This is a genomic window from Mesorhizobium bavaricum (assembly GCF_056781655.1).
Genome location: NZ_CM165566.1, coordinates 3,315,397 through 3,342,124 on the forward strand (window position 1 = coordinate 3,315,397; position 26,728 = coordinate 3,342,124).

Below are 26,728 nucleotides of genomic sequence, written 5' to 3' on the forward strand. Positions count from 1 at the left end.
CATGTATTAGCAGCCGACGATATTTCGACGATACGCCCAATTTGCATTGGTTGCGAGCGCAAAACTTTGCCACGCCAAACGTCCCGCCAGCACCTCGCTGTCAGGGGACTGTTTGGGTTGTTGAATGTTCACAGCTTGCGCATCCCCCCGCTTTCGGGGCTCTAGATTGCGTGCAGGCGATCCTGGGTCAGCCGAGCGTTGGCTGCCACCGGCCGCCCTGGCACCGGGACTATGTTTGCCTCCGCCACGTTTCGTGGCTGCTTTCTCGCAGCCGGATTCAGTCCGCGTGCTTGGAACCAATGACGGGCGAGACTGTTCAGTTGTAACTTTGACACGACGCTGACCCGCCGTGCCGGCTGGGTAAGCGGCGCTCTTGAGGAGTTCTCATCATGAAGATTTCGTCCACATTTCGTTCAATCGCGTTTGCCGTCGTCGCCGCAGGGGCAGCCAGCGTTGCCAGCGCCGCGCATGCCGACAGCGGTACGATCCGCTTCGCCGTCTACAAGGCTGCGTTCTTTGTGGGTGGCTCTGGAGGCGAGGGCACGCTGACCTTCCATGGTCGCCGCTATCCCATCTCTGTCGGCGGCATCTCGGGCGGCCTCGCCTTCGGGGTCTCCAAGACCTATTTCAAAGGTACCGTGCGCCATATCAGCCGCGTCCGGGATGTGACGGGGGTCTACGGTGCGGCGGGCGGTGGCGGTGCGCTGGGCAAAGGGGCCCAGGTGATTGTCATGACCAATGACAAGGGCGCCCAACTCGAACTCACGGGCAAGCAGGTAGGCATGCAAGTCAACGCGGATCTCAGCGGTATGGCCATCACGGTGAAGTAAGGGTCGTCGTGCCTGCAGTCGGCCCACTGTGCTCAATACAAAGTCGGCTTTGGCCATCTTCCTTTTGGCCAAAGGTGGCGCAGGCGAGATGGTGGGCGCCAAGCGTGTCGGCATGTGAGTGGCCGGTGCGGCGGCCTTCAGGACCCCGTCGCCTCGGCCGAAACCCACTTATGGAACGCGGCGATTCGAGGGTCGGTCCAGCAATCTCTTCTGCAACACAAGTAGTAGGCCTCCGTGTCGTCACAGATCTGCATATCCTTGAACGGCAGGACCAGTTCTCCCTTGCTGATCTCTTCGTGGAGCACCGAGAGGTCTCCGATCGCGACGCCCTGGCCCATGGCCGCGGCGCGATAGGCCATATCGGCACTGGGCAAGACCTCACCCGAGTTCAAGTCAAGAAGGTTCGGCGCAAATCGCCCGGCCCAAACTTTCCAATCGTGCCGGTCAGGCGTTTCATGCAGCAGATTGTGGTGAACCAGGTCGGCAGGAGAGGTCAGCGGCACGCCTCTCTCCAGTAGCTTTGGAGAGCAAACTGGGGTGCCGAACGATTGCAACACCAGCACCGCCTCGATATCTTTCGGCCGATTTGGATTACCGCAGTCAAAGGCCAGATCGAACTCACCTCCGAAGAAAATTTCCCAGTCATACTCAGCGGTCGTTAACCGGACACCGATTGCAGGCCATTGCTGCTTGAAACGGTCAAGTCGCGGCAGCAACCACCGAATGGAGAAGGTGGGCGGGCAGATGACCTTGAGATGCCGAGGCTGGCGTTGAAGGTCTTGAGCACCCGCGGCAATGCTCTCGAACGCGGCCGCCAGGATGGGTTGGAAATTGCGGCCCGCATCGGTCAAGACCAACCGGCGCGGCAATCGTCGAAACAATTCCACTTGCAATGCTTCTTCCAAGAGCTTGACGTGCCTGCTGATCGCTCCTTCAGTCACGCATAGCTCCTCGGCCGCGCGCGCAAAGCTTTCATGGCGCGCGGCTGCTTCAAACGCCCGAAGAGCATTGAGTGAAGGGAGACGCATCGACTGTCACTGCCTCAGGAATTCTGAGCCTACCCCGGAGAAAGACTGGTTTGTAGCCGGTACGCTGCCTGCCTACGCTGTCATCTGCAAGCGCGAGCTTGGCACGGAGGCCTGACGGTGGGCAACAATCTTCTGGCGTCGACGTTACAGCACTCGGTCTGGGCGGTTCGAGCAATCAAATTAACTGGCTGTGTCTCAAGATGGCGGGAGCGGCATTTCTACCGCCGTGACCTCGCGCGACTATCCAGCGTAGCGCCACACATGATCGACGATATTGGCTTGACGAAGGACGAAGTGGAGTCTGAACTTGCAAAGCCATTCTGGCGATGATCGGGTGCTGTGCGACAGACCTATCAAGCTGCCAAATGGATGCGATTTCGGCCGGCTATTTTTGCGGAATAGAGGGCAGTGTCGGCCCGCGCCAGCACGTCGGCAACGATGTCGCTCACCTGGGCCGTCGCGATACCTGCCGAGAAAGTGTATCCAAAATCAGGGCGATCTCTGAGGGGTCTTGAGCTGCGAATAGCGGCTAGCATGCGCGCCACGATCAGCTCAGCCGCGTCCGTTGATGTGTTCGGCAGCACCAACAGAAATTCCTCACCTCCGACGCGGCCAAAACAATCGCTCCGTCTTACTTCCCGCTGGATCCGCGTTGCGAAGTCCCGCAAGATAGTGTCACCCGCCTGATGTCCGAACCTGTCGTTGACATATTTGAAGTTGTCGAGGTCGAGCACGCAGACGCAGCCAAGTTCATCGCGCGATTCCGATCGCCGGAGCATTTCTTCCAAACGGGCGGTCACAAAGCGTCGATTGGCAACCCCGGTGAGCTCATCCGTATTAGAGGCCTTTATAGCTACGTCCCGGTCTTGCCGAACCGATCGTCCGCTGGCCCGCAATTTGGTGATGTCGTTGGCGATGCAAAGCATCCAGCCTTCACGGTCAACAGTCTCCGTCATCCAGAGCCAGCGTCCTTCGACAAGATCCGTCTCGAATGCCCTGAACCCGATCTTGCCACGTCTCGACAGCGTGGGGATCAACCAGGCTTCGAAATCCCGCTCCTTTATGACGGTTCCTCTGCCCGCATAAAAATTGCGGCGCATGAGATCCGGCCACAACGGCGTCTCGTCGGGGTCAACGAAAAATGCCGAACGAAATGCTTCATTTGCGTAGCGTAGGCGATCGAAACTGTCATACGCCGCCACCAACACCGGCGTGTGATGGTAGAGATGGAGAAGCTTGCTGGAAATCTCATCCATCCCGCCTTCTTACAGGCTCAGGCTTAAGGGGAAATTACCCGGCGGGGGAGGCCAATGGTATTTTCAATGGAACGCTAATATACATAGACGGTCGAAGGAGCAGCGCCTGCCAGATACTGAGGAATGCCATGCGAAGATTCATCTTCACGGCAATATGTATCGCCGCCGCAACAGCTGCCAGCGCCCATGATTGGTACGAAGACAAGATTGACCCGCAGACGAAATTCAAGTGTTGCGGTGGCTCTGATTGCCGCGCCATACCTCGCTCTTCGGTGCGGTTAAGGATCGATGGCGGCTATATTTACTTGCCGCACAATTTCATCATCCCACGGGACCGTGTACAGGAATCCCAAGATGATCAATTCCACATCTGCGAGAATACCTACGTCGTAACCAATCAGCTGTATCTGCGTTGCTTTTTCGCACCCCGTGTCAAGCTCTCTCTGCTTCTCCCCAGGCCAAGGTAATTACCGCACGCTAGAGAAATGTGGCGGCCACTGTGGGCGAGCGGCCTCAACCGACATGAACGCGGCGGTCACCTGTCGGTTGCTCTCCCAGCAGCGGTGATTTTGGCAGGCCACGTCTTTGCCGTCGATGGCAGCGAGACGCTTGTCCGATTACCCCCCGGCAAGACGCGGCAGCAGGAAAATCTCAGCGCCTTTTGGCAATTCCTTCGACCAGGTGTCGCGATAGATCGTCCCGTCGATGGCTACGGCGATGCCGCGGTCGATCAAGGGCTCTATGCCGGGATACTGTTCAGCCAGCTTCCTGAACAGCTCCCTTATGTCCTTGGCCTCGATCTCGACCTTGTTCTTGCCTCCGGCGGCCGCGCCAAGCGATCCCCAGAGCGTCACTTCGACCATCAGCCTGCCCGTTTCGTCTCGATCGCCGCCAGGATGCGTGGCGGCGACATCGGGATATGCGTCATCCGCACGCCGGCGGCGTTCGACACCGCATTGGCGATCGCCGCCAGCGGCGGCACGATCGATGTCTCGCCGACGCCGCGCACCCCGTAGGGGTGGTTGGGGTTGGGGATCTCGAGGATCTGCGTGTCGATCATCGGCAGGTCCGAGCAGACCGGGATGCGGTAGTCGAGGAAGCCGGGGTTCTGCAGCCGCCCGTCCTTGCCGTAGATATACTCCTCGTTGAGCGCCCAGCCGATGCCTTGCGCGGCACCGCCCTGGTACTGGCCCTCGACATAGGTCGGGTGCACCGCCTTGCCGGCATCCTGCACCACCGTGTAGCGAATGACCCTGGTGGCGCCGGTCTCGGGATCGACCTCGATATCGCAGATATGGGTGGCGAAGGAGACGCCGGCGCCATCGGCGACGAGCTCGCTGTGGCCGGCGATCGGTCCGCCGGTCGTGCCCGACGCGAGCGCGATCTCCTTCAGCGACAGCTGCCCAAGATTGCCGTGCTTCTCGCCCTTGGCAATCGCGTGGCCTTTTTCCCAGACGACGTCGTCGACCGAAATGTCCCACATCTGCGCGGCGCGTTCGCGCAGGATTTTGATCGCGTTGCGCGCGGCCGAGATGGTCGCCATGGAGGACGAGAAGGTGCCCCGGCTGCCGTCCGTCATGTCGTTGTAGCCGAGGCTGGAGGTGTCGGCGACGATCGCCTTGACCTGCTCATAGGCGATGCCGAGTTCCTCCGCCGCCACCAGCGACAGCGATGCGCGGGAACCACCCACATCGACGGTACCGACGGCAAGCGAGACCGAACCGTCCATGCCGATGTTGAGGTCGGTGCAGGTCTGGCCACCGAAGTTGAACCAGAAGCCGCAAGCCATGCCGCGGCCCTGGTTCTTGCCCAGCGGCGCCTTCATGTGCGGATGGTTCTTCACCGCTTCGAGCGTCGGGCCGATGCCGATGGGGCCATAGACCGGGCCGTAGGACGATCTGGTGCCTTCCTGCGCGGCGTTCCGGATCCGGAACTCGACCGGATCCATGCCGATCTCCTTGGCCAGCTCGTCGACGGCGCTTTCCACCGCGAACGCCGCCATCGGCGCCGACGGCGCGCGATAGGCCGCGGTTTTCGGCCGGTTGACCAGCACTTCGTAGCCGACCGTCTTGACGTTATCGAGCTTGTAGCAGGCAAACGCGGTCATGGCGCCGATCTCGGCCCAGGAGCCGGCATACGGGCCGCAGCTATAGCGCAGCGTCGCTTCGGCCGCGGTGATGGTGCCGTCCTTGCGGGCGCCGATCTTGATGTCGATCGAGGTGGCGCTGGTCGGGCCCGAGGCGCGGAACACCTCGTCGCGGGTCATCACCAGCTTGACCGGTCGGCCGGCCTTGCGCGACAGCGCCAGCGCCACCGGCTCGGCCCAGACATGGGTCTTGCCGCCGAAGCCGCCGCCGATCTCCGAGGAGGTGACGCGCAGCTTCGAGGCTTCCATGCCAAGCAGCTGCGCGCAGTGCTGGCGGTAGACGAAATGACCTTGGGTGCAGACCCAGAGGTCGGCGGTGCCGTCGGAGCTGACGCTCGCCACGCAGGCATGCGGCTCGATATAGCCCTGGTGCGTCTGCTCGGTCTTGAAGGAGCGCTCGACGATGAAATCGGCGTGGCCGAAACCCTGATGGACATCGCCATGGCCAAACTGGCTGCGCTTGGTGACGTTGGAGGGTTTTACCGGCTTTTCCTCAAGGCCTTCGGTGAAGATTGCGTCGTTGATGAGAGGGGCGGAGTGCTTCATCGCCTCGTCGACGTCGGTGACATGCGGCAACAGCTCGTAGTCGACCTCGATCAGCTTCAGCGCCTGCCTGGCCGTGCGGGCGTCGACCGCGGCGACCGCGGCGACCGCATGGCCGTCATAGAGCGCCTTGCCGCGCGCCATGCAGTTGTCGAGGACGTCGTACATGGCGGCATCGCCATCGGTGAGGTCCGGCAGGTCGGCAGCGGTGATCACCGCCTTGACGCCGGGGAGCTTCTCCGCCTTCGAGGTGTCGATCTTCCTGATTTTCGCGTGCGCATGCGGGCTGCGCAGAACACGCCCGACCAGTTGGCCGGCCATGTTGAAGTCGGCGCCGTAGCGGGCGCGGCCCGTGACCTTGTCGACGCCGTCGGGACGGATCGGGCGCGTGCCAACGGATGTGAATTTGCGCCCCGAAAAACGTGGATCGAAATTCATCTCAGGCTCCCTTCATCACGGTGGCCGCGTCCTGGACGGCGCGCACGATCTTGTCATAGCCGGTGCAGCGGCAAAGGTTCCCGGCGAGGCCGAAGCGGATTTCCTCCTCGGTCGGATCGGGGTTCTTGGCCAAAAGGTCCTTCGCCGCGATCAGGAAGCCTGGCGTGCAGATGCCGCATTGCAGTGCCGCGTGCTCGAGGAACTTCTGCTGCAGCGGATGCAACTGATCGCCATGCGCCATGCCCTCGACGGTCTCGATGTGCCGGCCTTCAGCTTCCGCGCCGAGCACCAGGCACGAGCACACCAGGCGGTCGTCGAGGACGATGCTGCAGGCGCCGCAGTCGCCGGTTCCGCAGCCTTCCTTGGCGCCCGTCAGCCCCAGGCGATCGCGCAGGACATCGAGCAGTGTCTCGTCCGGCTGGCAAAGATACTCGACAGTGTCGCCGTTGATTGTGGTTGAGACTGCTACACCAGCCATCATTTGCCTCCTGCGCGCGCATAGGCGGAAATGGCGGCCCGCTTGGCCAGCACACCCGCAACCTTCCTTCTGAATTCGATGGTGCCGCGCTTGTCGTCGATGGGACGGCAAGCCCCCGAGCAGACCTTGGCGAGCCTCTCGAGCGCGGCTTCGTCCAGCTTGGAGCCGATGAGAACCTGCGCGGCCTCCTCAACCAGAAGCACCGTTGGCGCCGCGGCGCCGATAGCCACGCGGGCCGCTATGACGACCCCGCCCTCATCGAGCGTCAAATTCACGCCGGCGCTGACCACCGCGATATCCATCTCGGTGCGCGGAATGAAACGCAGATAGGCATCGCCCGAGCGCGGCGGGCGCTTGTCGAGCAGGATCGCCTCGATGATCTCGCCTTTGGCCAAGGACGTCTTGCCCGGCCCGGTCGGCACGCTTTCGACGGGAATCGTGCGCCTGCCCGCCGGGCCGACGACCGATGCCCTGGCGCCGGCCGCGACCAGCGCCGGCACGCTGTCGGCAGCCGGCGAGGCGTTGCAGAGATTGCCGGTGATTGTGCAGCGCCCCTGCACCTGCTTCGAGCCGATCAGCTTGGCCGCTTCGACGACGCCGGGCCATGCCTTCTTCAGGACAGCGCTCTCTCCCAGGACGGCGCAGGGGACCGTGGCACCGATGCTGAAGCCGTCGGCCGTTTCCCTGATCTCGCTGAAGCCCTCGATCGCCTTGATGTCGACGATCAGGTCTGGTTCGACAAAGCCGCCCTTCATTCTCACCAGCAGGTCGCTGCCCCCGGCGAGAATGGCGGCCGTACCGGCCGACCCGGCCAGCTGGCCGACGGCATCTTCGATTGAAAGCGGACGTATGTAGCGCATCGTCTCCCCTTGGTCATCACGATCTCAGCGACCGTTATAAACAGTCTCCCCATAATGGCTATCCGGTTCGTCATTTGCGTCGATTGGGCCAGGCGGCGCAAAAACGAGTCCCAATGACCTGGCGTGCCCCGCTGAATGGCAGAGCCCCTCTACCGGTCGACCATCGCCAGACCGCGCTCGCCATAGCGCGGGCCGGAGATTTTTCCCGGCGCGAGCGCCTCGTCGAGCGCGGCCATCTCGGCGGCGTCGAGCGTGGTCGCGGCGGCGGCGATGTTCTCCTCCAGATACTTCCTCCGCTTGGTGCCGGGGATGGGCACGATGTCGATGGCGAAATCCGTGCCCTTGTGGAGCAGCCAGGCCAGCGCGATCTGGCCGGGCCTGGCGCCCTTGCTCGCCGCGATGTCGCGCACCTTGGCGGCCGCCTCGACATTGGCGTCGTAGTTCTCGCCCTGGTAGCGCGGGTCATTGCGACGGTAATCGCCCTCGGAATAGTCCTCCGCGCGCTTGACCTCACCGGTGAGGAAACCGCGGCCGAGCGGCGAGAACGGCACCAGGCCGATACCGAGTTCGCCGAGCAGCGGGATGATCTCCGGCTCCAGATTTCGCTCCCACAGCGAATATTCGCTCTGCACCGCCGACACCGGATAGACGGCATGCGCCCGGCGGATGTTGGCCGCACCCGCCTCGGACAGGCCGAAGAAGCGAACCTTGCCTTGCGCGACCAGCTCGCCGACCGTGCCGGCGACATCCTCGATCGGCACGGCCGGGTCGACGCGGTGCTGGTAGAGCAGGTCGATATGGTCGGTGGCGAGCCGGCTCAGCGAAGCGTCCACAACCGCGCGGATATGCTCGGGCCGGCTATCGGTCCCGTCGAGCTGTTTGCCGTTTTCGATGCGGAAGCCGAATTTGGTGGCGATGGTCACCTGGTCGCGCTTGCCCTTCAGCGCCCGGCCCAGCAGCGCCTCATTGGTATGAGGGCCATAGACCTCGGCGGTGTCGAGAAAGGTGCAGCCGAGTTCGATGGCGCGGTGCAGCGTTGCGATGGATTCGGCCTCATCGGCCGGGCCGTAGGACTGGCTCATGCCCATGCAGCCGAGGCCGATCGCCGAGACGTGCAGCCCCTGGCTGCCGAGCTTGCGTGTTTTCAGGGTCATGGCTGGCGTTCTCCGGTGGGGGGATGCCAGACTTATAGCAGCCGCCCGCTCAATTCCCACAGCCCGTTCTGCCGCATCGCGATCGAGGGCACGGTCAGGGCGGTGGGGTGAAATCAGGCTCTTTCGCCGCCGACGTCGCCACGTCCAGTCTCGCAGTGATTTCGAGAGGGGAGCCTCACATGTTCGAGGCGACGTCGCGGGAAGACAGTGGCTTGGGCTTGTGGGCCGGACGCTGCCTTGTCGGGTGCTCGGCGGCGCGGGGAGCGGCTTTGACCGTCTTCTCGGTGTGGGGCTCACGGTCTGGGGGTTCCCGGTCTTGGGATTCGGGCTCTGGGGCGCTTGCGCCTTGCGGCGCTTGAGCCAGCTGGCAGACAGGTCGGCAAGGAGAGTGCGCAGGTCTTTCACAACATGCTCCTCCGACCGGATAATTTCCAAAGGCCGCACTTGTTCCCGCGTGGGTATGAAGGACGCTGACGGTGCCGGCGGGAGCGCGTCGCTGCTGAGCAAATGCACCGGTCCGGCGTCGAAGCGCTGGATCTAGAAAAGGGACCTCCCGGCATGGCTCGAAGGTGTGCCGCCGGGAGGTCTCGTATTAGAGTCGGTTCACGTTGCGAACGCCGTCGCGGCCGATTTCATTTGAGGTGTAGTTCTCGGCATCGGCGTCAAACCCGGTCCAGCCGTCGGCCCGATATTGGCTGCGACGCTCCTCCAGATTCACGGACTTCGTCTGTCCCAGAATCCTTTCGGCCACGTCCTCGAACTGGTCGTCGACCTTGGCGGTGACCAAAGTGCCGCCTCGGCGGACGCCCTCCGCATAAACGTGGGCGTCGTTCTCAGGCACGCCGGAATCGGTCAGCGCCCCGACGATGCCGCCTGCAGCGCCACCCACCACGGCACCGCCCACGGCGCCGACTGCCGTGGCAGCCAGCCAACCAGCGGCGACTACGGGGCCGACGCCCGGAATGGCCATGAGGCCAAGCCCGGTCAACAGTCCGCCGGCTCCGCCGACAACGGCACCGAGGCCGGCGCCATCCGCGGCATCGTCTGCGGCCTTGGATCCGTCGTTGTCGTGCCAGTTGTCGGCGTTGTTGGCGACAATGCTGATATCGGAATGCGGAATGCCGGTGGCTTCCAGTTCGCCAACGGCATCGGAAGCGTCGTCATAGTTGTCAAACAGGCCGGTTACGGTTTTCATCTGTTGGATCTCCTTGATGTCGGTTGATTAATTGGTGCCGGCAACGACGTTGCCCTGATAGTCCAGCGACACTGCAATGGCCTTGCCGCCCTTCGTTGCCTGGCCTCGCCAGATGCCCTGATCGTCCTTGGCCAGCTTGGACACATCCGAGAAGCCGGCATCCTGGATGCGGTCCTTGGCCTGATCCTCGGTGAAGCTGTTGGCACCGGGAACGGGCGCCGACGGGTTCGCGGTGTCGGTCGTGGTCACCGCCGGCGTCGTGGAGGTGGTTGCCGCTGACTTGTCACCCACCGTGGAAGCGATCTTTTCGATCATCTCCTGATGCATCTTCAGTGTCGGAACGGTTTCCTGGGCGAAGGTCTTCAGCTCGGGGTTGTCGCCGTCCCTGGCATAGCTTTCGAACAGCTTGACCGCATCGGAATGCGCATCGCGCTGCATCTGGACATAGGGCCCATCGATCGGGTCCGTGGCATTCTGCAGCGTGTCGACATCACTCTTGTGCTTGGCGTCCAGTTCCTTGGGGACTGTCAGCTTCTGCTCGCCGGCGATCGACTCGAGCTTGGCGTTGGCCGCGCCGTGGTCGTCGATCATCTTGTGCGCGAAATCCTTCACGCTTTGGTCCTGCGCTTTGGTTTCGGCAATCTTGCTCGAATTCACTTCGAACATTCCGCCGGCTGCTGCCTTGTCGACAAAGTCTTGTGCGCTGTCGGCGGCGAGGGCGGGCAGGGCGAAAGCCATAGCTGTAGCGGTGGCCAGTGAGGCCATTAGTAGGCGGGTTTTCATGGGGATGTCCTTGTTTCTGCACACATGTGCCGTGGAGCTAATCTGCGTCCGCGGCCTTTGTTCCGGACGATCGGCAATAAGCTTCCAGGACCCGTTCGGGTTATCGCGCTTTGGCAGATCGGCGGGCAGGGCCCTGTCTGGCGGATGAACGCAACCCGCTCTTGCGTGCTCACCGTGTCACTCAAGGAGGGAAAGACCTGCGACTTAAGTCCGCTCATGAAACGCATTGGTCTTGCCAAGGCGCGCCTCGGGAACGGCCAGCTCTCACGGTCGTTGTCTGCTGCAGATTTGCTGGAGGAAAGCTGTGGACAGGAGTGTTGATCAAGCGCGCTGGTTGCTCGCGCCGATCTTCGCGGTGGCCATCACCTATCTGGTGATTGGGATTACCCTCGGCTGACCCGACCGACCCCGCGTTTTGCCATCGGCGCAGCTATGTCCCTTCCTGCGCTGGTAGGGTTCGCTCGCCGCTCCCGTGCGGCGGGCGAACCCTCAAGTCTCAGTAGTTATAGTAGGTCACGGCAACATAGACCGCCGGTCCAACGATCAGGCAAATCCCCATTCCGATAACCAACGCAATGCCTAGGCGCTCTGTGCGCCTGACAATGTCATCGACCTTGGCGTCGTCAGTGGAAGGGATGAGGTCAAGGACGGACAAAACCTCCGGGACACGAGCCTTGTTGTCATTCGCGGGTCGGTTTTCGCCATCGCGCGTGCTCGGTTGGATAAAGGTCACGGTTTCGCCTCGCTGCCGGGAACGCCTCGCCGCCGCTGCGGGGACGCTGGATCTGGTGCCCCGCTATGGGGAATGGTGGATGGACACTCGTTTGGGTGCCGACCAAGGACTCATGCTCGGCGGCGCCGTTGTAACGCATTTGCCAGGCATAGGTTGCCTGTTAGGACTTCAGTCGTACCACCCTCGGACCTTGGCCTTACCCGCGGAACGCAATGCCGCAGGGGTCGTTGCTCACCTGTGATGGGCAGTCAAAACCTGGCTGCCAGGTGACGCAACGGAGAAAGATTTTGCCATGAAGAAATATCTTGTCAGTACAGTCGCAGGCCTCGCGCTCGTCGCTGGAGTTGGTGCTTCCTTTGCGGGAGACGTCGTGATTCTCAAGCCGGAGCAGCAGACGGTGGTTCGCGAATACATCCACAAACAGAAGCTCGCATCAGTCAGCCTGCTTGGTGTCGAACTCAACGTCGGCACCGCGCTCCCGGACACGGTCGAGCTTCACCAAATCGACGTCCCCGACGTCAAATACAAGTATACGGTCGTCGGAGATCATGCAGTTCTCGTGGATCCGGATACACGCAAGGTCGTGCAGATCATCGAGTAATCTGCTGTGGCAGGCCAGCCCGCTTCCCGATCTGTTTCGGGAAGCGGGCAAATCGAGGCTTTCACACGGATCGATCCCGGTTGCCGTGCCGGAACATCTTTTTCGCGCCCCACCTCGTGTGCGGCGCGACGCGCTCGTCAGAAGCATTCGGGCGCCTGGCCAGCAAATGGAACTCAAACAGCATTCGGAGATTTCTCCGTTACAATTTTCACAATTTTATGAGGATGCCTAATGTTCACCGACAAGGAGACAAGGTTTCTGGAGGCGGGCCTGCTCCTGGCCGTGCCTGTCTGCGTGGCGGTCACCGCGCTGATCGCTGTCTTCGCCTTGCCTTGGGTATGATGGGCAATAGCTGGATGGGCTGCCGGTGCGGTGTCGAGGCTTGGCAACCCGGCCACGAGGACTGTTAGAAAGAACCGCTTCCTTTTCGTCGCGGCCGACCCTCAAGGCAAGCTTTCACAGGCAGAAATCGAGCGCTTTTTGGTGGCAGCGCAAGCGCTGGAGCTTATCCGCCTGTTTGTATCTCCCACCTATGAGCCCTAGCGGGCCATGCGGATTTGCGGGTAGTGACAGGCAACGTCGAGTTCATCCAGTGGAACACCACAGGACCGAGGCGGGTCCCCTATGGCTGGGTAGCGCCTTTAGGCCAATTGCGCGATTGCTAATATGCTCATAATCAAGCAGCGCGGGGGACGTCTAACGCTTCCCGCAGTGGCCGGTGTGGTCCGTTGCCCCCACGGTGGAGCCCCCACTGCACCGGCCATTCCGCTACGGCTGGGTAGCGCCATTTGGTCAGCTTGATACCTTCCCGGTTGCGTCGCCGCTGCCCACGGCCGGCAGCGGTGTCTAGCGCCCATTCGATGGAACGGGACATCGCCGGTGAACTAGCCCCGACGGCAGGGTTGGGACTTCAGTCTTAGTCCCGCCAATAGGCTTAGTTGCGCAGTTTCTAATATTCCATAATTTAAGCAGCGCGGGGAACGCAACCCCTTCCCGCAGTGACCGGTGCGGCTTTCGCATCCCCAAGATAGCCCCAAGGCCGCACCGGCCATCGTATCAAGACGGGTTGCGCGCGCTCGCTTTTTGTTTTTCGAGGAACTGCTCGGCGTGTTCGCCCCATTCCGCAGCCGCGATTTTGTTTTCTTGAACAGATCTCCTGAAAGCCTTGCGCAGAGCGTCAAGGTCAATAGCCCACAGCTTTTCGTTCCGATTTCGCGTCGCCCACCCCCATTAAAATGACGACAGGCTCCGCAAGTTTAGGCCTTCAAGGACGGAGCCTGACTTTTTGGGTATGAACTACGCGGGTCAACGGCTTGGTAGCGCCAGTTACTTCCGCACAATCCATTCGAGCAACTCGGGTTCAATGTCGGCGCTACCCATAAACTCGGTGATCAAAAGCGTGGCTTTCGCCCGCCATTGGTCGTCGGGAATGTTCTGTTCGAGGACGGATTTTATGAAGGCGCTGCGAATGATGTCGCAGTCAAAAGCCGATATCTGAATACCTGGCTGGTCCATGATGCCAACTCCCATGAAGGGCGGGAGCACAATGAACTCTCAAGCACCGATGCAGCCCACTACTCGCCCGGTGACGATGTGATTCATATCCCCTTCGCTCACGTGTTCAATGGGATTCGATTGTACGTTTTTAACCAAGCGGCCGGGCACGTTGTCGGCTAGCTGGCGCGCTCTAGCTCCCGCACGCGGCAACCCCTCAAGAAGCCGCAGTGACCGACGCGGTTTTTTAGGCAATGCTTTCACCGCAACCGCGTCGGTCATTTAAGCGAGTTGCCATCAGCGACCCCTTCAACGGAATTCGCCACAACGTCCGTGACGAAAAGCCTTGAGACGATGGTAGGCGGCCTCGTCGCGGCTATGGAACGCGTCCAGGGGGACGTCACCGAAATCAGCGACATCAAGGACGGTGACGCGCGAACTGCGCTCGCCTTGACCAATAGAACAGCGCCCCAGCATCACTCGTTACCGCCTATTGGTCAGACGTCTAGCGCGCTATGCGGGGTGGCTGACCTGGCCGCCCACAGGCAGGCCGATTTCGTTTTGGCCGGGAAACTTTTTCAGAAGAGCGAAGTTTGTTCAACAAGCTGCCGCTTTGGCAGCCTCAAACGGAGGATTTTCCATGAACCTGAAAACGCTCACGATGGGCGCGATGGCGCTTGCGATCATGACTGGCTCGGCTCTTGCTGGCAACACATCGGCGCTCGATGACCCGGCTAAGATGTCTCCCTTCTTCACCGATGCCGGTATGAAGACCATGAAGTCCGAGGCTGAATTCAAAACCGCCTGGATGGCTATGACGGAAGAAGACCGCGCAGCCATGATGAAGGAATGCGGCGACGAAGCCATTGCCAAAGAGCATGACAATTTCTGCAAAATGACCAAGCAACTCGGCGGCGCCAACTAGCCGCGCTCAATGCGGATCGATGAAGTGGCGTGCTTTGAGGCGCGCCATTTCGCATGTGGCCACTGCACAGGTCCGGCCCACTGCCAACGGCGGCAGGCTTTTTGTATGTTAGATGAAACTAATGCTGCCTTCTCAAGTTACCCCTCCGGCCAGCATAACGTCCCCGGGCTGGCAACCAAGGGAGCCCGCCACCTTTGACCCAAGGTGGCGGGCTTTTTGCGCTCTAAAGCGTCCGGCCGGTGCATTCTACAGTGGAACATTAGGGGTCTCTAACGGTTCTATGTGTTGGCGATTTCAGAAAGCATCATGGGCACGGCAATGGCAGTATTGGCGTTTGAGACGGTCTATCTTTTCGGCCTGACGGGGGACGACCTGTTAGGTGGGGTCGTGTCGATGGTGGCGTGCATGCTGCTTTTCAACGCCATGGCGAAGGATCGCTCAAACCCATAGGCACGTGTGAAGTTCCTGCGCGGCGAGCCAAAGGTTACGCCAGACGTCGGTGCAGGATTTTCGGGAAGCGTAAGGGCCAACGCCTGCTCCCGCCGTCGCTGGTACATCCGCAGTCGACGGCGGGTGCCGGATTCAAAGCTTGCACCGGCCACTGCGGGAGGTCCCGCGCTGGTGAATTTACATCCAACATCAGCAGTCACTCAATTAAGGCTAAGTGCGGGTGGCCATCATCCTTTCAGGGGCTTTACTCGCCGTCCGTGCCGTCTGATGAACGGCCCTCCCGTACGACCACATCGCGTCCTTATCATCCGCCTTTGCATGCCGTCTTGAAGGCGGGCGAGGCACCGCACTGAAAAAGGCCTGATCGTCCGAGCTTGATCGTGCAGCAAACATTACCGGGGACACCACGTGCCCCGTGCTCTGCCTCCCCCGTCAGGGCGCCGCGGCATTGTCAGGTTCGCAAGGCGGCTGGCCTTTGAAGTCACGAGCAAGGCATCCATACTTGTCGAACGTCTGCCCGGTTTCCCGCGCAGCTTTGGCCATGCCGCAGCCCGAAATGGCCAGGCAGCAGAGCAGAGCAATCGCGGTTCTCATAACGAGCATCGATCCATGTCTGCCTCGGGGTAAGTTCATAGCCGTCCGGGAAAACGCGAGGCTGCATTGTGACTTCTCTGACATCTGACGTTCCTCATGGCGCAACTCGCCCGCGCGGTGCGGTCGATACCGTTGCGGGTGTGATTCTGAAGGGTCTCAGCGTCACCACGCGTTTAGCCAGTGTGGGGTGCCTGTTATCGGCGGTCCAAGTCCCTGACAGCTTCGTCCTAAGGCTTCGAACATCCTCCCGGCAGGGCAACAATCCTCTATTTGGCCGGCGCTGCGGGACAAGCGTTCAATTCGAGCTACCTGTCGCTGCTCCGGAGAAATGGATCGGACGCGGTAGCCCGCCTGAGCCTGGCACGTGCGGGTGATGCCCCCATCTCCCGTCCGCACCGCACCGCGTCCTTAAAGCCCGCTTAGCATGCCATTGCGGTGTGAGATATGTTCGCCAAGTAACATGCCAGTGAACACCGAGCGCGATAGACCCCTCCACCGCTCGTTGACCCTGCGCTGGTTGATCCCAGCACTCCCAGATCTTTGCCGCTGCCGAAAGGTGGCGGGCTTTTGGCATTTTAGATGAAACTAATGTTTCTGCAGAAAGTTAGTTCTCGGCCAGCTAATGTCCCTCTGCTGGCGTCTTTGGAAGCCCGTCACCCTCTAACCCAAGGTGGCGGGCTTTTTGCGTTCATGGGCCGAGATCGAGCGGTTTGTGTCCGGGCCTCTCATGCCAAATGATTTGCCGAAGGTCTCCCCTATCAACCAACTGGCCGCAGGTTGGGACTGTAGGCCGGACAGGCATTGCTGCTGCAGATGCGGCATGCGCGGCCCTACTTCCATTGCAGGTGCCGCTTACCCCCAATCTCCAAGTTGATCAAACGACACTTGTTCCCTTAGCCTACCAAGATGTTCGCGCTCGTAGCTCAATCAGGTGCGCACTCGGCAGGGGGCAATTGGGGCCTCGCCGCTTCGCAAATGGAGCGGCGGGCTTTTTCATTTAGGGCCGAGACAGAGGGTTCGTTGCAGGGAGGGGTGCCATGCGAGAATTGCCGTCTAACGTCGATGCGGATGCCGTGATTGAAGTCGGCCGTTACCTGGATGATCACGCGAAAACCACACCAGTTTCGATATCGGACGCGATACGCGTCGTTAGACGTCGGGCGCCCACAACTTGTCCCGGCGATGGGTGGCTGGAGGAGCTGATTGTAGAAAGCGCCGCGACCAGAAAGCTCGCCCTCTTGTTGGACAACCACAATTAAGGGGCGCGGGGCCGGGCCAAGCAAACCGCTGCTGACCCTAGTCAAAGCTGGCGCACTGACGGAGGCGGAACGGCTTCACAGAAGCATTGTCCAACCGCTTCTATCCCCTAGCAGCGATCATTACCGGGCGCTGCAACGCACGCATGAAGCGCTGTTGAAGACGGTCAAGGATATCACCGGCAAGGATGCGCCATTCATCCGGCGGAACGGGACAGGGCCAGTGAAAGGGTAGTCCTATTGTCGAAGCAGTGGTTGCAAAGGCCAAGGTGGCTAGCAGTTGCCGACATAGGGTCGAATGGCTGGCCGCAATGGATGCATTCGATCTTGGCAACGGGCCCATACCGCTCGTTCGTCGCCGCGTGGCGGCTCTTGAGATAGTCCTGAACTTCCTTATCCGGGAACACAGACTTGTCAGACATACGCCTTACTCCACACTCTACGGGGAAGCCTTATATCAGAAATGGCTAATATTCAAAGCCGCGCGTTTTGGTACCGTGTTCCCTCCACGGCACGTACGCATTTCGAGGCGGCAGAGAAGGCGCTTGGGCACGGAGTAACCCTGCGCGGCGATGCAGCAGATGGGTCCGTGTTACGGACCTCGTGGTCACAAAGCCGACCCGGTTCCGGCTACTTTGAATTCAGACGAAGGGTAGGCCCTACGCCTGGGTAGCGCCGGAACCAATCCCTGTCGGTTGCCGTTGGGTCAATAGGAAGGGACATCCAACATGATTCAAACCGTGGCAACGCCGCCGAGCGCGGTTCAAGGCTTTACAGTAGTGCAACGCCTCATGGCCGAAACTGGCATTACCGAAGCACAAGCTATCGAGCTAATCGCCTTCCTGGGGCTCAACTGGCCATCGCTGGTGCGTGAGGCCAAACTGTTGAACCCGAGGCACTAGAGCCGCACGAACTTTTCCAGCCCTAGGCGTATCCGCTGGCCTTCCGCAAAGGCCAGGGCGCAGGATTCCAGTTCGAATGTCAGGGTTCTTTCTTGGTCTTGCCCCACCACGCGGACGTGCCATTCGCCGCAGGCTTCGACCACTTCAACGCAAGGGTGGACCTTGCCTTTCATGGTTACGCTGTCCATCGCAATTCTCCTCCAAGAGCAATGGGAAACGTCGATTTTATAAGTCCGCCGAAATCGGTCTTTCAATTAAAAAAGACATGCGCCCTTACATTTTTGCCGTGCCCTCGCTGGCTGCTCGCCCGGATTGCAAGACCGCTGGGCGTGACCGCCAGCCGGTCGTGTTCTTCACCGTCATTCCTGACTACGAAGGCCAGCTACGGGAGCGGTACCGCGACTGGAACCGACTTTCGAGCGGAAGCCACCGGCTTGACGGAACATTCGCAAAGGGGCTGGCTCGCTGAATTTAGCTATTTGTTTTCTGTATTCTTAAGCTTGTTGGCGCAGACTTACGGCGGGAGGTCGGTATCGATGCACCCAAGAAGCGTCATTTTTGTCGCCGTGGGACTTGGATTACTCGGTACCGCGGTCCCGATAGCAGGCGCGGTCTACCTCTCGTGGCAAGCAGCCGTGGCAGATGACACGGAACGGCTGAGCCAACTCGCCGATCAGGCGATCGATAGAACAGTTTTCATGTTCAATCAGGCGACCCAGGTGCTTCGTACCATAAGTGCCTCCGGATACATCCCGTGCTCCTCCGACCACATCGCCGAGATGCGCCGCCTTACCATGAACGCACGAGCCGTCGACGAAATCGGATATTTCGAAGCGGGCAAACTTCGCTGCACGTCCTGGGGGCTGACGACCGTCGACGTCGCCCTGGAGCCAGGAACCTTCAGAACCAAAGGTGATATCGAGGTTACGACAGACATGAGTCCACGTGTCACCCGTGGCAAACGGATGATGGCTGTCCAACTCGGCAGCTACAACGTGCTGGTCGACCCGATGCGTATGTTCGATGTCATCGGCGACCCAGAGGTGAAGCTGGCCGTGGCTCATGAGAGCGGAAACCTTGTTGTTGCTGATGATGACGCGGGTAGGACCCTTTTCGATCAGGCGCGCCGATCTTCATTCAGCGATGACTTTATCGTAGCCCACGCAAAGCACGGCGAATGGCAGGCTGCAGCGGCGCTGCCCCGCGCACAGACCCGCCGGCATCTCTGGCGCGAACTCCTGTTTATGCTGCCCATCGGTGCAGGAATGGCGGCGATCATAGTGGGGATTGTCGTCTATTTCTCACGCAAGCGTTTGTCCCCTGAAGGTGAACTTGCACTCGCAGTCGCGAATAGGGAATTTGTGGTCCAATACCAGCCAATTCTGGAGCTCAAGACTGGTGCCTGCACCGGTGCCGAAGCATTGGTGCGGTGGCGACGTCCCGACGGCTCAATGGTGCGGCCAGACCTGTTCATTCCACTCGCCGAAGAAACAGGCCTGATCCTGCCGATCACAGATCAGGTCATCGCCAATGTCATCGCCGATCTTGGCGCCGCACTGATAGAGAACCGTGACCTCCATATCGCGATCAACTTTGCCGCTGTGGACATGAAGACGGGCCGCGTTCTTGACGTGCTGCAGTCCGCATTGGATGGAACCGGTATCGAACCGCAGCAGATTTGGCTTGAGGCAACCGAGAGGGGATGCCTCGATTTGGAGCCTACAGTTCAGACGATCACTCGCGCCAGAGCGCTTGGTCACGCAGTCGCGATCGACGATTTCGGCACGGGCTATTCGAGCCTCCAGTACCTTGCCAAGCTGCCCCTCGACGCCCTTAAGATCGACAAATCGTTCGTTGATACGATCGGCAAAGACACGGCTACGAGCGCGGTCACCCTACACATTATCGAAATGGCGAAAGCGCTCAACCTGCTGATTGTGGCCGAAGGCATAGAGACCAAGGAACAACTCGACTATCTGGTCGAGCACCAGGTTGGCTTCGGACAGGGCTGGCTCTTTTCGAAACCAGTTTCTGCCCTCGATTTTATGGACTACTTCAACCGCAGGAAGCCTCGTCGCACTGCCGTGGCGACATTGGTCCATTCAGCGGCCTAGATCGCAGGCCCTCAGCTAGGTAAAGGCTTGTGGCTGAGAGCAGAGAAAGCCCGGTCGGGCCGGGCAATAGGAGATCTTGGGGAACACCGCCCTTGGCGGCGGGCTTTTCCATAGCACCGCGCCTTGCCAGGTCCCTCGATACCAGGAAGATGATCCTCTCGTTGCGGCGACCTTCAACGGAGTTCGCCTATGGCCAGAAGCAAACTTCACAAGCAGCTTTCACAAGGTAAAATCGGCCGCTTTCTGAGGGTGGCGGAACGGCTTCACAAGAGCATCGTCCAATCGCTTCTATCCCCTAGCAGCGATGATTACCGGCAAGGATGCTCGGTTCGGTCCGGTGCAGGCCACGCTTGATGGAACATTAGCCGTCTCGAGTAGTTGATTTGATGCTGCGGATGCCGCTGCTTGGCTCCGTCGCAAGGCTGGTGGGCATACATCAGCAGAGGCCCGCGTCATCTGGTCCCCTCCGTGGCGCGGGCTTTCTACGGGAAGGTGGGGCGCCGACCTCACCCGCAGGGATCTCCTGTGCGACGCGCGATCATGGAGTGCGGCATGGCCAAGAGTTTGAGGCAGGCGTATCTCGATGCGCAGGACGAGTTGAAGCGCGCCGGCATCAGCGATGAAACGCGCTTGCTACTGCGGAAGTACCACGCTGTGATCGAGTACCACAGTCTTTACGAAGAGGTACTGCCATTCACTTTCGATCTGGATGACGATCTGGATGAGGACGGCAACGACATGTCGCCCAACTAGCTAGCGCCCAGGAAGCGGGCTTAACGGAACATAAGCAACCTCTAAAAGTTTCTCGCTTACGGCAGGGTGCTTCACCCCATCCCTGCCGTAGATCAGGTACGCACTGCCCTGATCGGCCCGCGTTCTCCGCCAGAGGCGCGGGCTTTCATTGACCAGGGGAGACCGACAAGCCGAGCGGTGGGTTTTGTTGGTAGAACCTCAGAGCATCCAGCGCCCGCTCGATCTACCGTTACATAAGCCCGGACAGGTGGATTAGGTGGGCAACTCGCATACCGAGACCAATGGTGAACTCGCCTTGATTAGTGGCAAAGTCCCAACCGAAGAATGCAGCCCAGCCAAAAAGCAGAACCGAGAAGCGCATTAGAGGATGCTAAGATAGGCATGTTGAAAAAATGTTAAGCCGACTCTCGATCGCATAAGGCCCATGTGCCCGCAATGGGTCACTACGCTTGGCACCCTCGATCTAAGCGCAAGCCTTGTCCTTTCCTCAGATCGCGCCAAAGCAGCGCCACTGCCAAGAGCCGTCAATCCAAGATTTTCTGATACAGACGCTTGTGGGACTGATGACTGGCCCCGATCGGCGGCAAAGCGCCTCGTTCAGGCTGTAAGTTTCGTACAATCCCGCCCTGCGCGCGCCCGTCGATCTCGCCGTCGCTTCGCAAATGGTCGGCGGGCCTTCGACCTGGCAGTGGTTGGAAGCCGACTTTCGATCGGACCTTGATGATGGAACATTAGCGACTTCTAAAGGTTTTTCGCTTGCGGCAGGTGGTGCCCTCCATCGCCTGCTGAAGATCGGGTCTCCGATCGGCCCGCGCTTAAGCCGAGAGCGCGGGCTTTTGCGTGGCGGCTACCCCCTTCACTATGTGGCACGGGGGTGTTGCCGCTGCGGCTGAGTAGCCGGACTAGGGACTTCAGTCTTAGTTGAGCTATCTCTAATATGAGAATAGCTTAAATAGCCACAGATTGGGCTGGGGCGAGGACCCGTCGCTTCCCAAATGGAGCGGCGGGCCTTTTGAGGGTTTCGACGGAGCGGCCCGGCACCTTGTTGGGTGGGGCGGGGGCACCGGGCCTAACCGACCGGATGCTCGCGAACATCGCAGCCGGCTGGAAACTTTATGCGCTCCTGCTAATCTAAAGTGAAGCATCGAATGAAGGAACGCGACACGTCGTGAGCGTCTTTGAGAAGCCGCACCGCAATGGGCTGGCAACGGTCACTAATCGATCCGCCTAATACGGCCCTTTTCGAGGCGGAAGACCCCGGAGTTACCGCCTTGCTTCTCGAAGTCGGTCTGCAGTTCATCCCACGTGCCGAGGTACTGTCCGCAATCATCGCAAACGATTGGCGTCTCCGGGCGAGCGTCGTGCGGGATTCTCAGCCTTATTGTGAGACAGTAGGGGCATTCCAATCGATGGTCGAGGAATTGCGGGTGGGACATAGCGATGGAGACTCCACTCGGTGGGGTATCCCTACAAGGTCACCCTAAGGGGCCGCGACGCTCCTTACTCCGCCGACCCATTGTCGGCAAAGGGTGAGGCGCTCGGGATGCACTGCAGCGACCAACCGGGCGGTGTTGGCTGCTTTTGATATTCGGCGATGGCGGCAGCGCATTGTTCACGCTTGTCGAAGGTGCTGGGCAGCACGACTATTCCGCCTTGCGGACCGGAGATTACCAGATACCAGATCAACGCTGCGGTCGAAGTCATGGGAAATTCATTCTTCCGCTCGGGAGCCTCGATGGGTCACTCGATGGGTCAGACGATATCAATTAGACTTCGACCGGGTGGCGAAAGCATGGCCGGCGCGCGCCTAGCTGGCTTTCACCCTTGAACTGGCGTCGGCGGGGAGCCCGCCACCACATAGGCGGCGGGCTGCAGCCACAGGTGTGGTCAGTCATAGACCTTGATAATCTTGCGAGTGCCGGGTTCCACGAGAACCGTCCGATTGTCGATTACGACATAGCGGTATTTGACGTCGGGCACTTCATGCAGCTCGACAGTGTCGGGCAGCGCTGTGCCGATATTGAGTTCCACGCCGGGAACCTTTACCGATGCCAAAGGCTGCTTCTTCACATACTCATGGATGACCGTATCCTGCTCAGGCGTGATGATCACCTCCTCAGCAGCGACCGCGCCGACACCAGCGAAGAGCAACAACGCCGCAGCAGCGCCCGTAAGATGCATTTTCATGACTTTCTCCTCTTGCGGCCGGCGCACCACGACATCCTAAGCCGACCTCCAAGCCGAACTTGGGATAACCTCAAACGTTCCGGGGTTGGGGCTTCGGTCTGGCAGCGCGTAGGGCTTAAGTCTGATCGCAAAACGCAATGGTCTTATGCGTGCCCTTGAGTGGAACAGCATGCGCTGACGGTTATTGTTTCTCCGGAAAGCTCGGAGGAATCAGATGGATAGAAGTGTTAGCCAGGCACGCTGGTTGCTCGCACCGCTATTCGGGACCGCCGTCATCTTTCTCGTGGTCGGAATAGTGCTTGGCTGACATTTTTGCAGATCGGCGCAGCTACGTCCCTTCCTGTGCTGATAGGGTTCGCGAGCCGCACGGCGGTTGGCGAACCCAATTGTACCGGGCGCAAAGCCTGCCTTTCCCGGCCGCGCGCCTTAAGAGTTGGTAACATTAGAGTTGTGTAACACTGGGAGGCTTTCTATGGATCGGCGATCCTTCTTGACAGCAATGTTTGGCATTGCAGGGGCCGCGGCCTTTGCAAGCGCGGTTCGGCCTATCAACGCAGTGGCCGGCGTTCCAGGGGCCAGCGGCATTCTCGATGAACTCGACGCGCCAGACTCACCGACCTTCGATGATGAAGGTACTCAGGCGGAAGTGGAGCCGGTCTACCATCGGCGCTACCACGACCCCTATTACGACCCCTATTACCGCCGCCACCACCGCCGGCGGGGCTGGAGAAGGGTCTGCCGTAGGTACTGGCGACATGGTCGCCGGCGCGTCCGGTGCTACCGCAGGCGGGCCGGGATCGTGCTTCGGTTCTAGCAACTAGGCGGAGCCTGGGTTGGACTCGACCCGACGGCCGCGCCGTGTCGCTGCGGCTGGGGCAAGGACGGTCGCTTCGCAAATGGGCGGCCGGCCTTCCATCGCAGAGAAATTCTGTACCGCAGCACGCTCTAATAGTTCGGCCAGCACGGCGGCAAGCTTCCCTCAACAGCGCTCGAAGATTTCTCGGGAACATTTCCTCACGCCGGTAATTTCTTGGCCGTCAGACCAAGGAGGCTGTCATGAGACGACGCGTCGATCGCGAAAAGATCGAAAGAGCGGACCGCGAGAGCAAACTGATATTGGATGGTGAGCGCAAAGCCAGGGAAGCCAAGACGGCCAGGCTAAGGGAACAGCGACTTGCCCAAAAGAACGAGCCGCAGGCGACCGGCAACGCACCATCGGGAACCGATTAGGTTGTGGGTATGAGCGACGCGGAATAGCGACGGGCATCGCCGTCAAGAGATCGGCGACACGGGTCTGGATCGAGACGATCGCACGGGAGGTGGGGTGCCGTTTGGCCACCACAGTAACCCGTGGCTCGGTGGCGTCAGTTGGATCGCGAATTCGCTATCCCTGAGATGCGAACGGCAAGCGCATCCAATCCGTTGTCATAGATCCGCGTCAGCACGCCTTCCGCGGCGTTGGCTCGCTGGGCTGTGCAACCGAGCAGGTCCCGCCCTCCGAGGCTCGCCGGAGCATTGGTCGTACGATCCCAGACCGCCCAGGTTCCGCCCGTCTGGACGTGACAATAAAATCTGTGCAGGTGGTTTTCCATGGATGGGAAACGTTCGACGCCCGTTCCGGGTCCATGCCCATGGGCGACGTGGTTAATGTCGCGGCCGTTTCGTGAGCGCCGCCATCCCGGACATGGTCGAATTGCGCCAGCGCTCACAGCCAGCCACCGTTTGTCTGCCTATTGGATCGAAACCGGGTGAGGCAGATCGAGCGGGGCGATCGCGCGCTCGCCGTCATCGTCAGCCAGGCCATCCACGAACAGACTGGCCAGGCCGTCGAATTCGATTGCCGCGCCAACGAGTTGTGCCGCCTGCAGGACCAGATGTTCAATGTCCTCAAGAGCGACATTCTCGGCCAGATTCCTGATCCTGACCTGCTCCGCCACCACCGTGATGTTGACGATGCCCGCCGTCGCGAATGCTGTGTGGACCGCTGAACTGACGTCATCGCGCAGCTGCGCCGAGTAATCGTACCGCATCGAAACCTCCCTAAGCGATCGGTTTTCTAGTCAAATGGAAGCATGCACCGGCGGCCGGTCAATGGCAAGTAAAATCTGCAAAATATCTAATTAAATCAGTTAGTTAGAATAGTTACACAAATGTGTGGCCGGCGCTTGATCCGCATCATGTGTGGGATGCGGCGTTCACGCATCGCAGGGTCTTGACGCATTATGGGGGTTATCCTAATTATAAGCCGAGTGAGTGAGATACTAACTCGACGTATTCTTAGTCCTGAGCGAGGAAGCGCCATGGCTGAACTGGAACGCCCCGAACGACTGCAGATCATGCTGACGGCCGACGAACTGGCCGCGCTGGAAAACTGGCGATACGACAAGCGCATGCCGAGCCGTTCGGCAGCGGTGAGGGAACTGCTGCGGCGCGGTCTGGCGTCGGACGGGTTCCTGACGGCGGAGCAGGGGGTCAAGTCGCAGGATTTTGGAATCCTGCCCACCGACGGCAACGGGATCGCCGACGGCGGCAAGGAATAAATGATGGCTGGCTGGCGGTGGCCCGGTCGCCAGCATGGATCGTCCGCCGGCAATGGGTCGCCTTTTGAGACGGATCCGTTCAGTTTCGCGCGCTGAAGGAACGGACGCTTTGTGCCTCATATCGGACATTGAAGCGTTTAACCGGCACGATTACGCCCGAGACGCTGACTGCGCTAAGGATAGAGGCCAGATAAGGGGCTCCTACCCATGCTGGGCGCAATAGAACGTGGGCAGGTCTATTGCGAAACTGTGAACCCACACTGCTTCTGTTCCATCTCGATCTGCTTCGTAATGCGGATGGCGTTCTGCGCATAGGCTTCGGTCACGGAGCCGCTGTTCACGGTCTTGTCTTTCAGCGGACTCACGGCTGCGCAGAGGTGAAAAACATGCGGCTCCGTGGACTTTTTGGCGCCATTTTCCGGCGCGATCCAGTAAACAACATCCTGACCGGCGGGGTGATTGGCGTCCTTCGTAGCGGCCGTTACCGCGGCGGAGTCCGTGGAGATCTCTTGCGCCTGGGCGGCGACGTCGGGCGAACAGGCTGTGGTTGGCTGCCCCGTCTTAATCTGGGTCGCGCACACGTTCATGTCCTGGGTGTATTGCTCGACCGACGGAGGTTGGTAGCTGACCCCGATCAGCGTCGCGAGCACGGCAAGGGCTGCGCCCAAACCGCCGGCAACCTTCTTCGTCTGCGGATCCATGTTCTTGTCGGTCAATATCAGGAAAACCAGGGGGAGGAAGGCAATCAGCGTGATGATCGCGCCGAGCTGGTTTTGGAAGAAGAATCTGGCCGTGTCGGATGCGCGGGCCGGATCGTGCCTATTGGCCGCCTTCCACAGCAAGTTGCCGACGATCGCAAAGACCGCGATTCCGACCAGCAAGCCGATCAGCAGCGGCATGTTGCCGTGGTCGAACTTGTGCTGGTAGAACAGGTAGATCCCGGCGATCTCGCCGCCAATGGCTACGATCCAGCAGAGCACAGCGAAAAGGCGCAGCCGCGTCGCGGAAGACTTCTGGCCCTGCGTCGCTTGCCAATCCTTGGTAACGTCTGGCCTGTTGTCGCTCATGACCAATCCCCCGATATCGACACTTTTGCGAGTGCGGCGGCAAATCGAAAGGCCAAACCGTTCGGCGCAGCGTCATTGAACCAACGTCTTCATCGACTGCCTTGGCGGCGCCGCGTCAGACCACATCCCATCCATATTGCGCATGAAGTGATCCGTCCAGACCCACGGACGCAGACAGCGGTGCGGCGGTGGCTCCGTTCTTCTTCATCTCCGGCTCGGACTTGATGCAATTCGGCAGAGGCCGCGGTGGTCACTGGATCGATCAAAAGCAACATCGGCAGATCAGAACTGCAGCCGGATCGATGGCCTGAGAACCTAGGAGCGGACTGTCTGCTCCCGGCCAATTGCGCTCATTCTGGATCTACCTCGAGGCGAAGCCATTTTGTGAAACCCGGCTGTTC

General features: G+C 60.3%; 25 protein-coding genes. 9 read left to right on the plus strand and 16 right to left on the minus strand.

Features of this window, described 5'->3' with window-relative positions:
* Nucleotides 1–389 precede the first annotated feature (389 nt).
* Nucleotides 390–830: a lipid-binding SYLF domain-containing protein gene (locus AC1RZR_RS16220; protein ID WP_477278626.1), complete on the plus strand. Its 441-nt coding sequence runs from the start codon at nucleotides 390–392 to the stop codon at nucleotides 828–830.
* A gap of 137 nt (nucleotides 831–967) precedes the next feature.
* Here AC1RZR_RS16220 and AC1RZR_RS16225 read toward each other — a convergent pair whose 3' ends face one another.
* The 10 genes from AC1RZR_RS16225 to AC1RZR_RS16270 form a co-directional block, all read right to left on the minus strand.
* Complete coding sequence (locus AC1RZR_RS16225) at nucleotides 968–1,858, minus strand: LysR substrate-binding domain-containing protein (protein ID WP_481828936.1); 891 nt, start codon at nucleotides 1,856–1,858, stop codon at nucleotides 968–970.
* A 353-nt stretch (nucleotides 1,859–2,211) separates the two neighbouring features.
* Nucleotides 2,212–3,114: a GGDEF domain-containing protein gene (locus tag AC1RZR_RS16230; RefSeq protein WP_481828937.1), complete on the minus strand. Its 903-nt coding sequence runs from the start codon at nucleotides 3,112–3,114 to the stop codon at nucleotides 2,212–2,214.
* Between the two features lie 617 nt (nucleotides 3,115–3,731).
* Nucleotides 3,732–3,977 carry a MoaD/ThiS family protein gene (locus tag AC1RZR_RS16235; RefSeq protein WP_379099002.1) on the minus strand — a complete coding sequence of 82 codons (246 nt, stop codon included), beginning with the start codon at nucleotides 3,975–3,977 and terminating at the stop codon, nucleotides 3,732–3,734.
* Nucleotides 3,977–6,241, minus strand: a complete 2,265-nt coding sequence (locus tag AC1RZR_RS16240) for a xanthine dehydrogenase family protein molybdopterin-binding subunit (protein ID WP_481828938.1) — start codon at nucleotides 6,239–6,241, stop codon at nucleotides 3,977–3,979. Before AC1RZR_RS16240 ends, AC1RZR_RS16235 begins: the two co-directional genes overlap by 1 nt.
* Before the next feature lies 1 nt (nucleotide 6,242).
* Nucleotides 6,243–6,719, minus strand: coding sequence for a (2Fe-2S)-binding protein (locus AC1RZR_RS16245; protein WP_379098996.1), 477 nt, complete (start codon nucleotides 6,717–6,719; stop codon nucleotides 6,243–6,245).
* Nucleotides 6,719–7,579, minus strand: coding sequence for an FAD binding domain-containing protein (locus tag AC1RZR_RS16250; protein ID WP_477278630.1), 861 nt, complete (start codon nucleotides 7,577–7,579; stop codon nucleotides 6,719–6,721). The genes AC1RZR_RS16245 and AC1RZR_RS16250 overlap by 1 nt, the downstream gene beginning before the upstream one ends.
* Before the next feature lie 149 nt (nucleotides 7,580–7,728).
* Nucleotides 7,729–8,733 (minus strand): aldo/keto reductase, encoded by a 1,005-nt coding sequence (locus AC1RZR_RS16255; protein ID WP_477278631.1) that lies wholly within the window; start codon nucleotides 8,731–8,733, stop codon nucleotides 7,729–7,731.
* A 592-nt stretch (nucleotides 8,734–9,325) separates the two neighbouring features.
* Complete coding sequence (locus tag AC1RZR_RS16260; protein WP_477278633.1) at nucleotides 9,326–9,928, minus strand: general stress protein; 603 nt, start codon at nucleotides 9,926–9,928, stop codon at nucleotides 9,326–9,328.
* A gap of 27 nt (nucleotides 9,929–9,955) precedes the next feature.
* Entirely contained in the window at nucleotides 9,956–10,711 is a 756-nt protein-coding gene (locus tag AC1RZR_RS16265) for a DUF4142 domain-containing protein (protein WP_477278634.1), read from the minus strand.
* Nucleotides 10,712–11,207: 496 nt separating this feature from the next.
* On the minus strand, nucleotides 11,208–11,444 hold the full coding sequence (locus AC1RZR_RS16270) for a hypothetical protein (RefSeq protein WP_481828939.1): 237 nt from the start codon (nucleotides 11,442–11,444) through the stop codon (nucleotides 11,208–11,210).
* Between the two features lie 292 nt (nucleotides 11,445–11,736).
* On the opposite strand from AC1RZR_RS16270, the gene AC1RZR_RS16275 reads away from it, so the two are divergent.
* Entirely contained in the window at nucleotides 11,737–12,045 is a 309-nt protein-coding gene (locus AC1RZR_RS16275; RefSeq protein ID WP_477278635.1) for a DUF1236 domain-containing protein, read from the plus strand.
* A 1,326-nt stretch (nucleotides 12,046–13,371) separates the two neighbouring features.
* Here the strand turns inward: AC1RZR_RS16275 and AC1RZR_RS16280 are convergent.
* Nucleotides 13,372–13,560, minus strand: a complete 189-nt coding sequence (locus tag AC1RZR_RS16280; protein WP_477278636.1) for a hypothetical protein — start codon at nucleotides 13,558–13,560, stop codon at nucleotides 13,372–13,374.
* 619 nt (nucleotides 13,561–14,179) lie between these two features.
* Here AC1RZR_RS16280 and AC1RZR_RS16285 point away from each other — a divergent pair.
* From AC1RZR_RS16285 to AC1RZR_RS16295, 3 genes are all read left to right on the plus strand, one after another.
* On the plus strand, nucleotides 14,180–14,464 hold the full coding sequence (locus AC1RZR_RS16285) for a hypothetical protein (protein ID WP_477278638.1): 285 nt from the start codon (nucleotides 14,180–14,182) through the stop codon (nucleotides 14,462–14,464).
* Between the two features lie 285 nt (nucleotides 14,465–14,749).
* Nucleotides 14,750–14,914: a hypothetical protein gene (locus AC1RZR_RS16290; RefSeq protein ID WP_477278639.1), complete on the plus strand. Its 165-nt coding sequence runs from the start codon at nucleotides 14,750–14,752 to the stop codon at nucleotides 14,912–14,914.
* 2,578 nt (nucleotides 14,915–17,492) lie between these two features.
* On the plus strand, nucleotides 17,493–17,666 hold the full coding sequence (locus tag AC1RZR_RS16295; RefSeq protein ID WP_477278640.1) for a hypothetical protein: 174 nt from the start codon (nucleotides 17,493–17,495) through the stop codon (nucleotides 17,664–17,666).
* Here AC1RZR_RS16295 and AC1RZR_RS16300 read toward each other — a convergent pair.
* Nucleotides 17,663–17,854, minus strand: a complete 192-nt coding sequence (locus tag AC1RZR_RS16300) for a hypothetical protein (protein WP_481828940.1) — start codon at nucleotides 17,852–17,854, stop codon at nucleotides 17,663–17,665. The genes AC1RZR_RS16295 and AC1RZR_RS16300 overlap by 4 nt on opposite strands.
* A 246-nt stretch (nucleotides 17,855–18,100) precedes the next feature.
* Between AC1RZR_RS16300 and AC1RZR_RS16305 the strand changes: the two genes are divergently transcribed.
* A complete protein-coding gene (locus AC1RZR_RS16305; RefSeq protein WP_481828941.1) occupies nucleotides 18,101–19,780 on the plus strand; it encodes an EAL domain-containing protein in 1,680 nt (559 codons plus the stop codon).
* A 552-nt stretch (nucleotides 19,781–20,332) separates the two neighbouring features.
* Nucleotides 20,333–20,533 carry a hypothetical protein gene (locus tag AC1RZR_RS16310; RefSeq protein ID WP_477278643.1) on the plus strand — a complete coding sequence of 67 codons (201 nt, stop codon included), beginning with the start codon at nucleotides 20,333–20,335 and terminating at the stop codon, nucleotides 20,531–20,533.
* Between the two features lie 1,500 nt (nucleotides 20,534–22,033).
* Here the strand turns inward: AC1RZR_RS16310 and AC1RZR_RS16315 are convergent.
* Both AC1RZR_RS16315 and AC1RZR_RS16320 read right to left on the minus strand, forming a co-directional pair.
* Nucleotides 22,034–22,237: a hypothetical protein gene (locus AC1RZR_RS16315; protein WP_477278644.1), complete on the minus strand. Its 204-nt coding sequence runs from the start codon at nucleotides 22,235–22,237 to the stop codon at nucleotides 22,034–22,036.
* Nucleotides 22,238–22,420: 183 nt separating this feature from the next.
* Nucleotides 22,421–22,720 carry a DUF1236 domain-containing protein gene (locus AC1RZR_RS16320; protein WP_477278645.1) on the minus strand — a complete coding sequence of 100 codons (300 nt, stop codon included), beginning with the start codon at nucleotides 22,718–22,720 and terminating at the stop codon, nucleotides 22,421–22,423.
* Nucleotides 22,721–23,776: 1,056 nt separating this feature from the next.
* On the opposite strand from AC1RZR_RS16320, the gene AC1RZR_RS16325 reads away from it, so the two are divergent.
* The gene (locus AC1RZR_RS16325; RefSeq protein ID WP_477274153.1) at nucleotides 23,777–23,950 is read left to right on the plus strand and encodes a hypothetical protein; all 174 of its coding nucleotides are present in this window, start codon (nucleotides 23,777–23,779) and stop codon (nucleotides 23,948–23,950) included.
* A gap of 500 nt (nucleotides 23,951–24,450) precedes the next feature.
* Here AC1RZR_RS16325 and AC1RZR_RS16330 read toward each other — a convergent pair whose 3' ends face one another.
* Entirely contained in the window at nucleotides 24,451–24,750 is a 300-nt protein-coding gene (locus AC1RZR_RS16330; RefSeq protein ID WP_481828942.1) for a hypothetical protein, read from the minus strand.
* A gap of 270 nt (nucleotides 24,751–25,020) precedes the next feature.
* Between AC1RZR_RS16330 and AC1RZR_RS16335 the strand changes: the two genes are divergently transcribed.
* A complete protein-coding gene (locus AC1RZR_RS16335) occupies nucleotides 25,021–25,260 on the plus strand; it encodes a hypothetical protein (RefSeq protein WP_379098929.1) in 240 nt (79 codons plus the stop codon).
* A gap of 236 nt (nucleotides 25,261–25,496) precedes the next feature.
* Here the strand turns inward: AC1RZR_RS16335 and AC1RZR_RS16340 are convergent, their stop codons facing one another.
* Nucleotides 25,497–26,327: a hypothetical protein gene (locus AC1RZR_RS16340; RefSeq protein WP_379098926.1), complete on the minus strand. Its 831-nt coding sequence runs from the start codon at nucleotides 26,325–26,327 to the stop codon at nucleotides 25,497–25,499.
* Between the last annotated feature and the right edge of the window lie 401 nt (nucleotides 26,328–26,728).

Bases quoted from the DNA above. Each gene is read 5' to 3' on its own strand.
- AC1RZR_RS16220 (WP_477278626.1), top strand. From the start codon at position 390: ATGAAGATTTCGTCCACATTTCGTTCAATCGCGTTTGCCGTCGTCGCC.
- AC1RZR_RS16225 (WP_481828936.1), bottom strand. From the start codon at position 1,858: ATGCGTCTCCCTTCACTCAATGCTCTTCGGGCGTTTGAAGCAGCCGCG.
- AC1RZR_RS16230 (WP_481828937.1), bottom strand. From the start codon at position 3,114: ATGGATGAGATTTCCAGCAAGCTTCTCCATCTCTACCATCACACGCCG.
- AC1RZR_RS16235 (WP_379099002.1), bottom strand. From the start codon at position 3,977: ATGGTCGAAGTGACGCTCTGGGGATCGCTTGGCGCGGCCGCCGGAGGC.
- AC1RZR_RS16240 (WP_481828938.1), bottom strand. From the start codon at position 6,241: ATGAATTTCGATCCACGTTTTTCGGGGCGCAAATTCACATCCGTTGGC.
- AC1RZR_RS16245 (WP_379098996.1), bottom strand. From the start codon at position 6,719: ATGGCTGGTGTAGCAGTCTCAACCACAATCAACGGCGACACTGTCGAG.
- AC1RZR_RS16250 (WP_477278630.1), bottom strand. From the start codon at position 7,579: ATGCGCTACATACGTCCGCTTTCAATCGAAGATGCCGTCGGCCAGCTG.
- AC1RZR_RS16255 (WP_477278631.1), bottom strand. From the start codon at position 8,733: ATGACCCTGAAAACACGCAAGCTCGGCAGCCAGGGGCTGCACGTCTCG.
- AC1RZR_RS16260 (WP_477278633.1), bottom strand. From the start codon at position 9,928: ATGAAAACCGTAACCGGCCTGTTTGACAACTATGACGACGCTTCCGAT.
- AC1RZR_RS16265 (WP_477278634.1), bottom strand. From the start codon at position 10,711: ATGAAAACCCGCCTACTAATGGCCTCACTGGCCACCGCTACAGCTATG.
- AC1RZR_RS16275 (WP_477278635.1), top strand. From the start codon at position 11,737: ATGAAGAAATATCTTGTCAGTACAGTCGCAGGCCTCGCGCTCGTCGCT.
- AC1RZR_RS16280 (WP_477278636.1), bottom strand. From the start codon at position 13,560: ATGGACCAGCCAGGTATTCAGATATCGGCTTTTGACTGCGACATCATT.
- AC1RZR_RS16285 (WP_477278638.1), top strand. From the start codon at position 14,180: ATGAACCTGAAAACGCTCACGATGGGCGCGATGGCGCTTGCGATCATG.
- AC1RZR_RS16295 (WP_477278640.1), top strand. From the start codon at position 17,493: ATGATTCAAACCGTGGCAACGCCGCCGAGCGCGGTTCAAGGCTTTACA.
- AC1RZR_RS16300 (WP_481828940.1), bottom strand. From the start codon at position 17,854: ATGGACAGCGTAACCATGAAAGGCAAGGTCCACCCTTGCGTTGAAGTG.
- AC1RZR_RS16310 (WP_477278643.1), top strand. From the start codon at position 20,333: ATGGCCAAGAGTTTGAGGCAGGCGTATCTCGATGCGCAGGACGAGTTG.
- AC1RZR_RS16315 (WP_477278644.1), bottom strand. From the start codon at position 22,237: ATGACTTCGACCGCAGCGTTGATCTGGTATCTGGTAATCTCCGGTCCG.
- AC1RZR_RS16320 (WP_477278645.1), bottom strand. From the start codon at position 22,720: ATGAAAATGCATCTTACGGGCGCTGCTGCGGCGTTGTTGCTCTTCGCT.
- AC1RZR_RS16325 (WP_477274153.1), top strand. From the start codon at position 23,777: ATGAGACGACGCGTCGATCGCGAAAAGATCGAAAGAGCGGACCGCGAG.
- AC1RZR_RS16330 (WP_481828942.1), bottom strand. From the start codon at position 24,750: ATGCGGTACGATTACTCGGCGCAGCTGCGCGATGACGTCAGTTCAGCG.
- AC1RZR_RS16335 (WP_379098929.1), top strand. From the start codon at position 25,021: ATGGCTGAACTGGAACGCCCCGAACGACTGCAGATCATGCTGACGGCC.
- AC1RZR_RS16340 (WP_379098926.1), bottom strand. From the start codon at position 26,327: ATGAGCGACAACAGGCCAGACGTTACCAAGGATTGGCAAGCGACGCAG.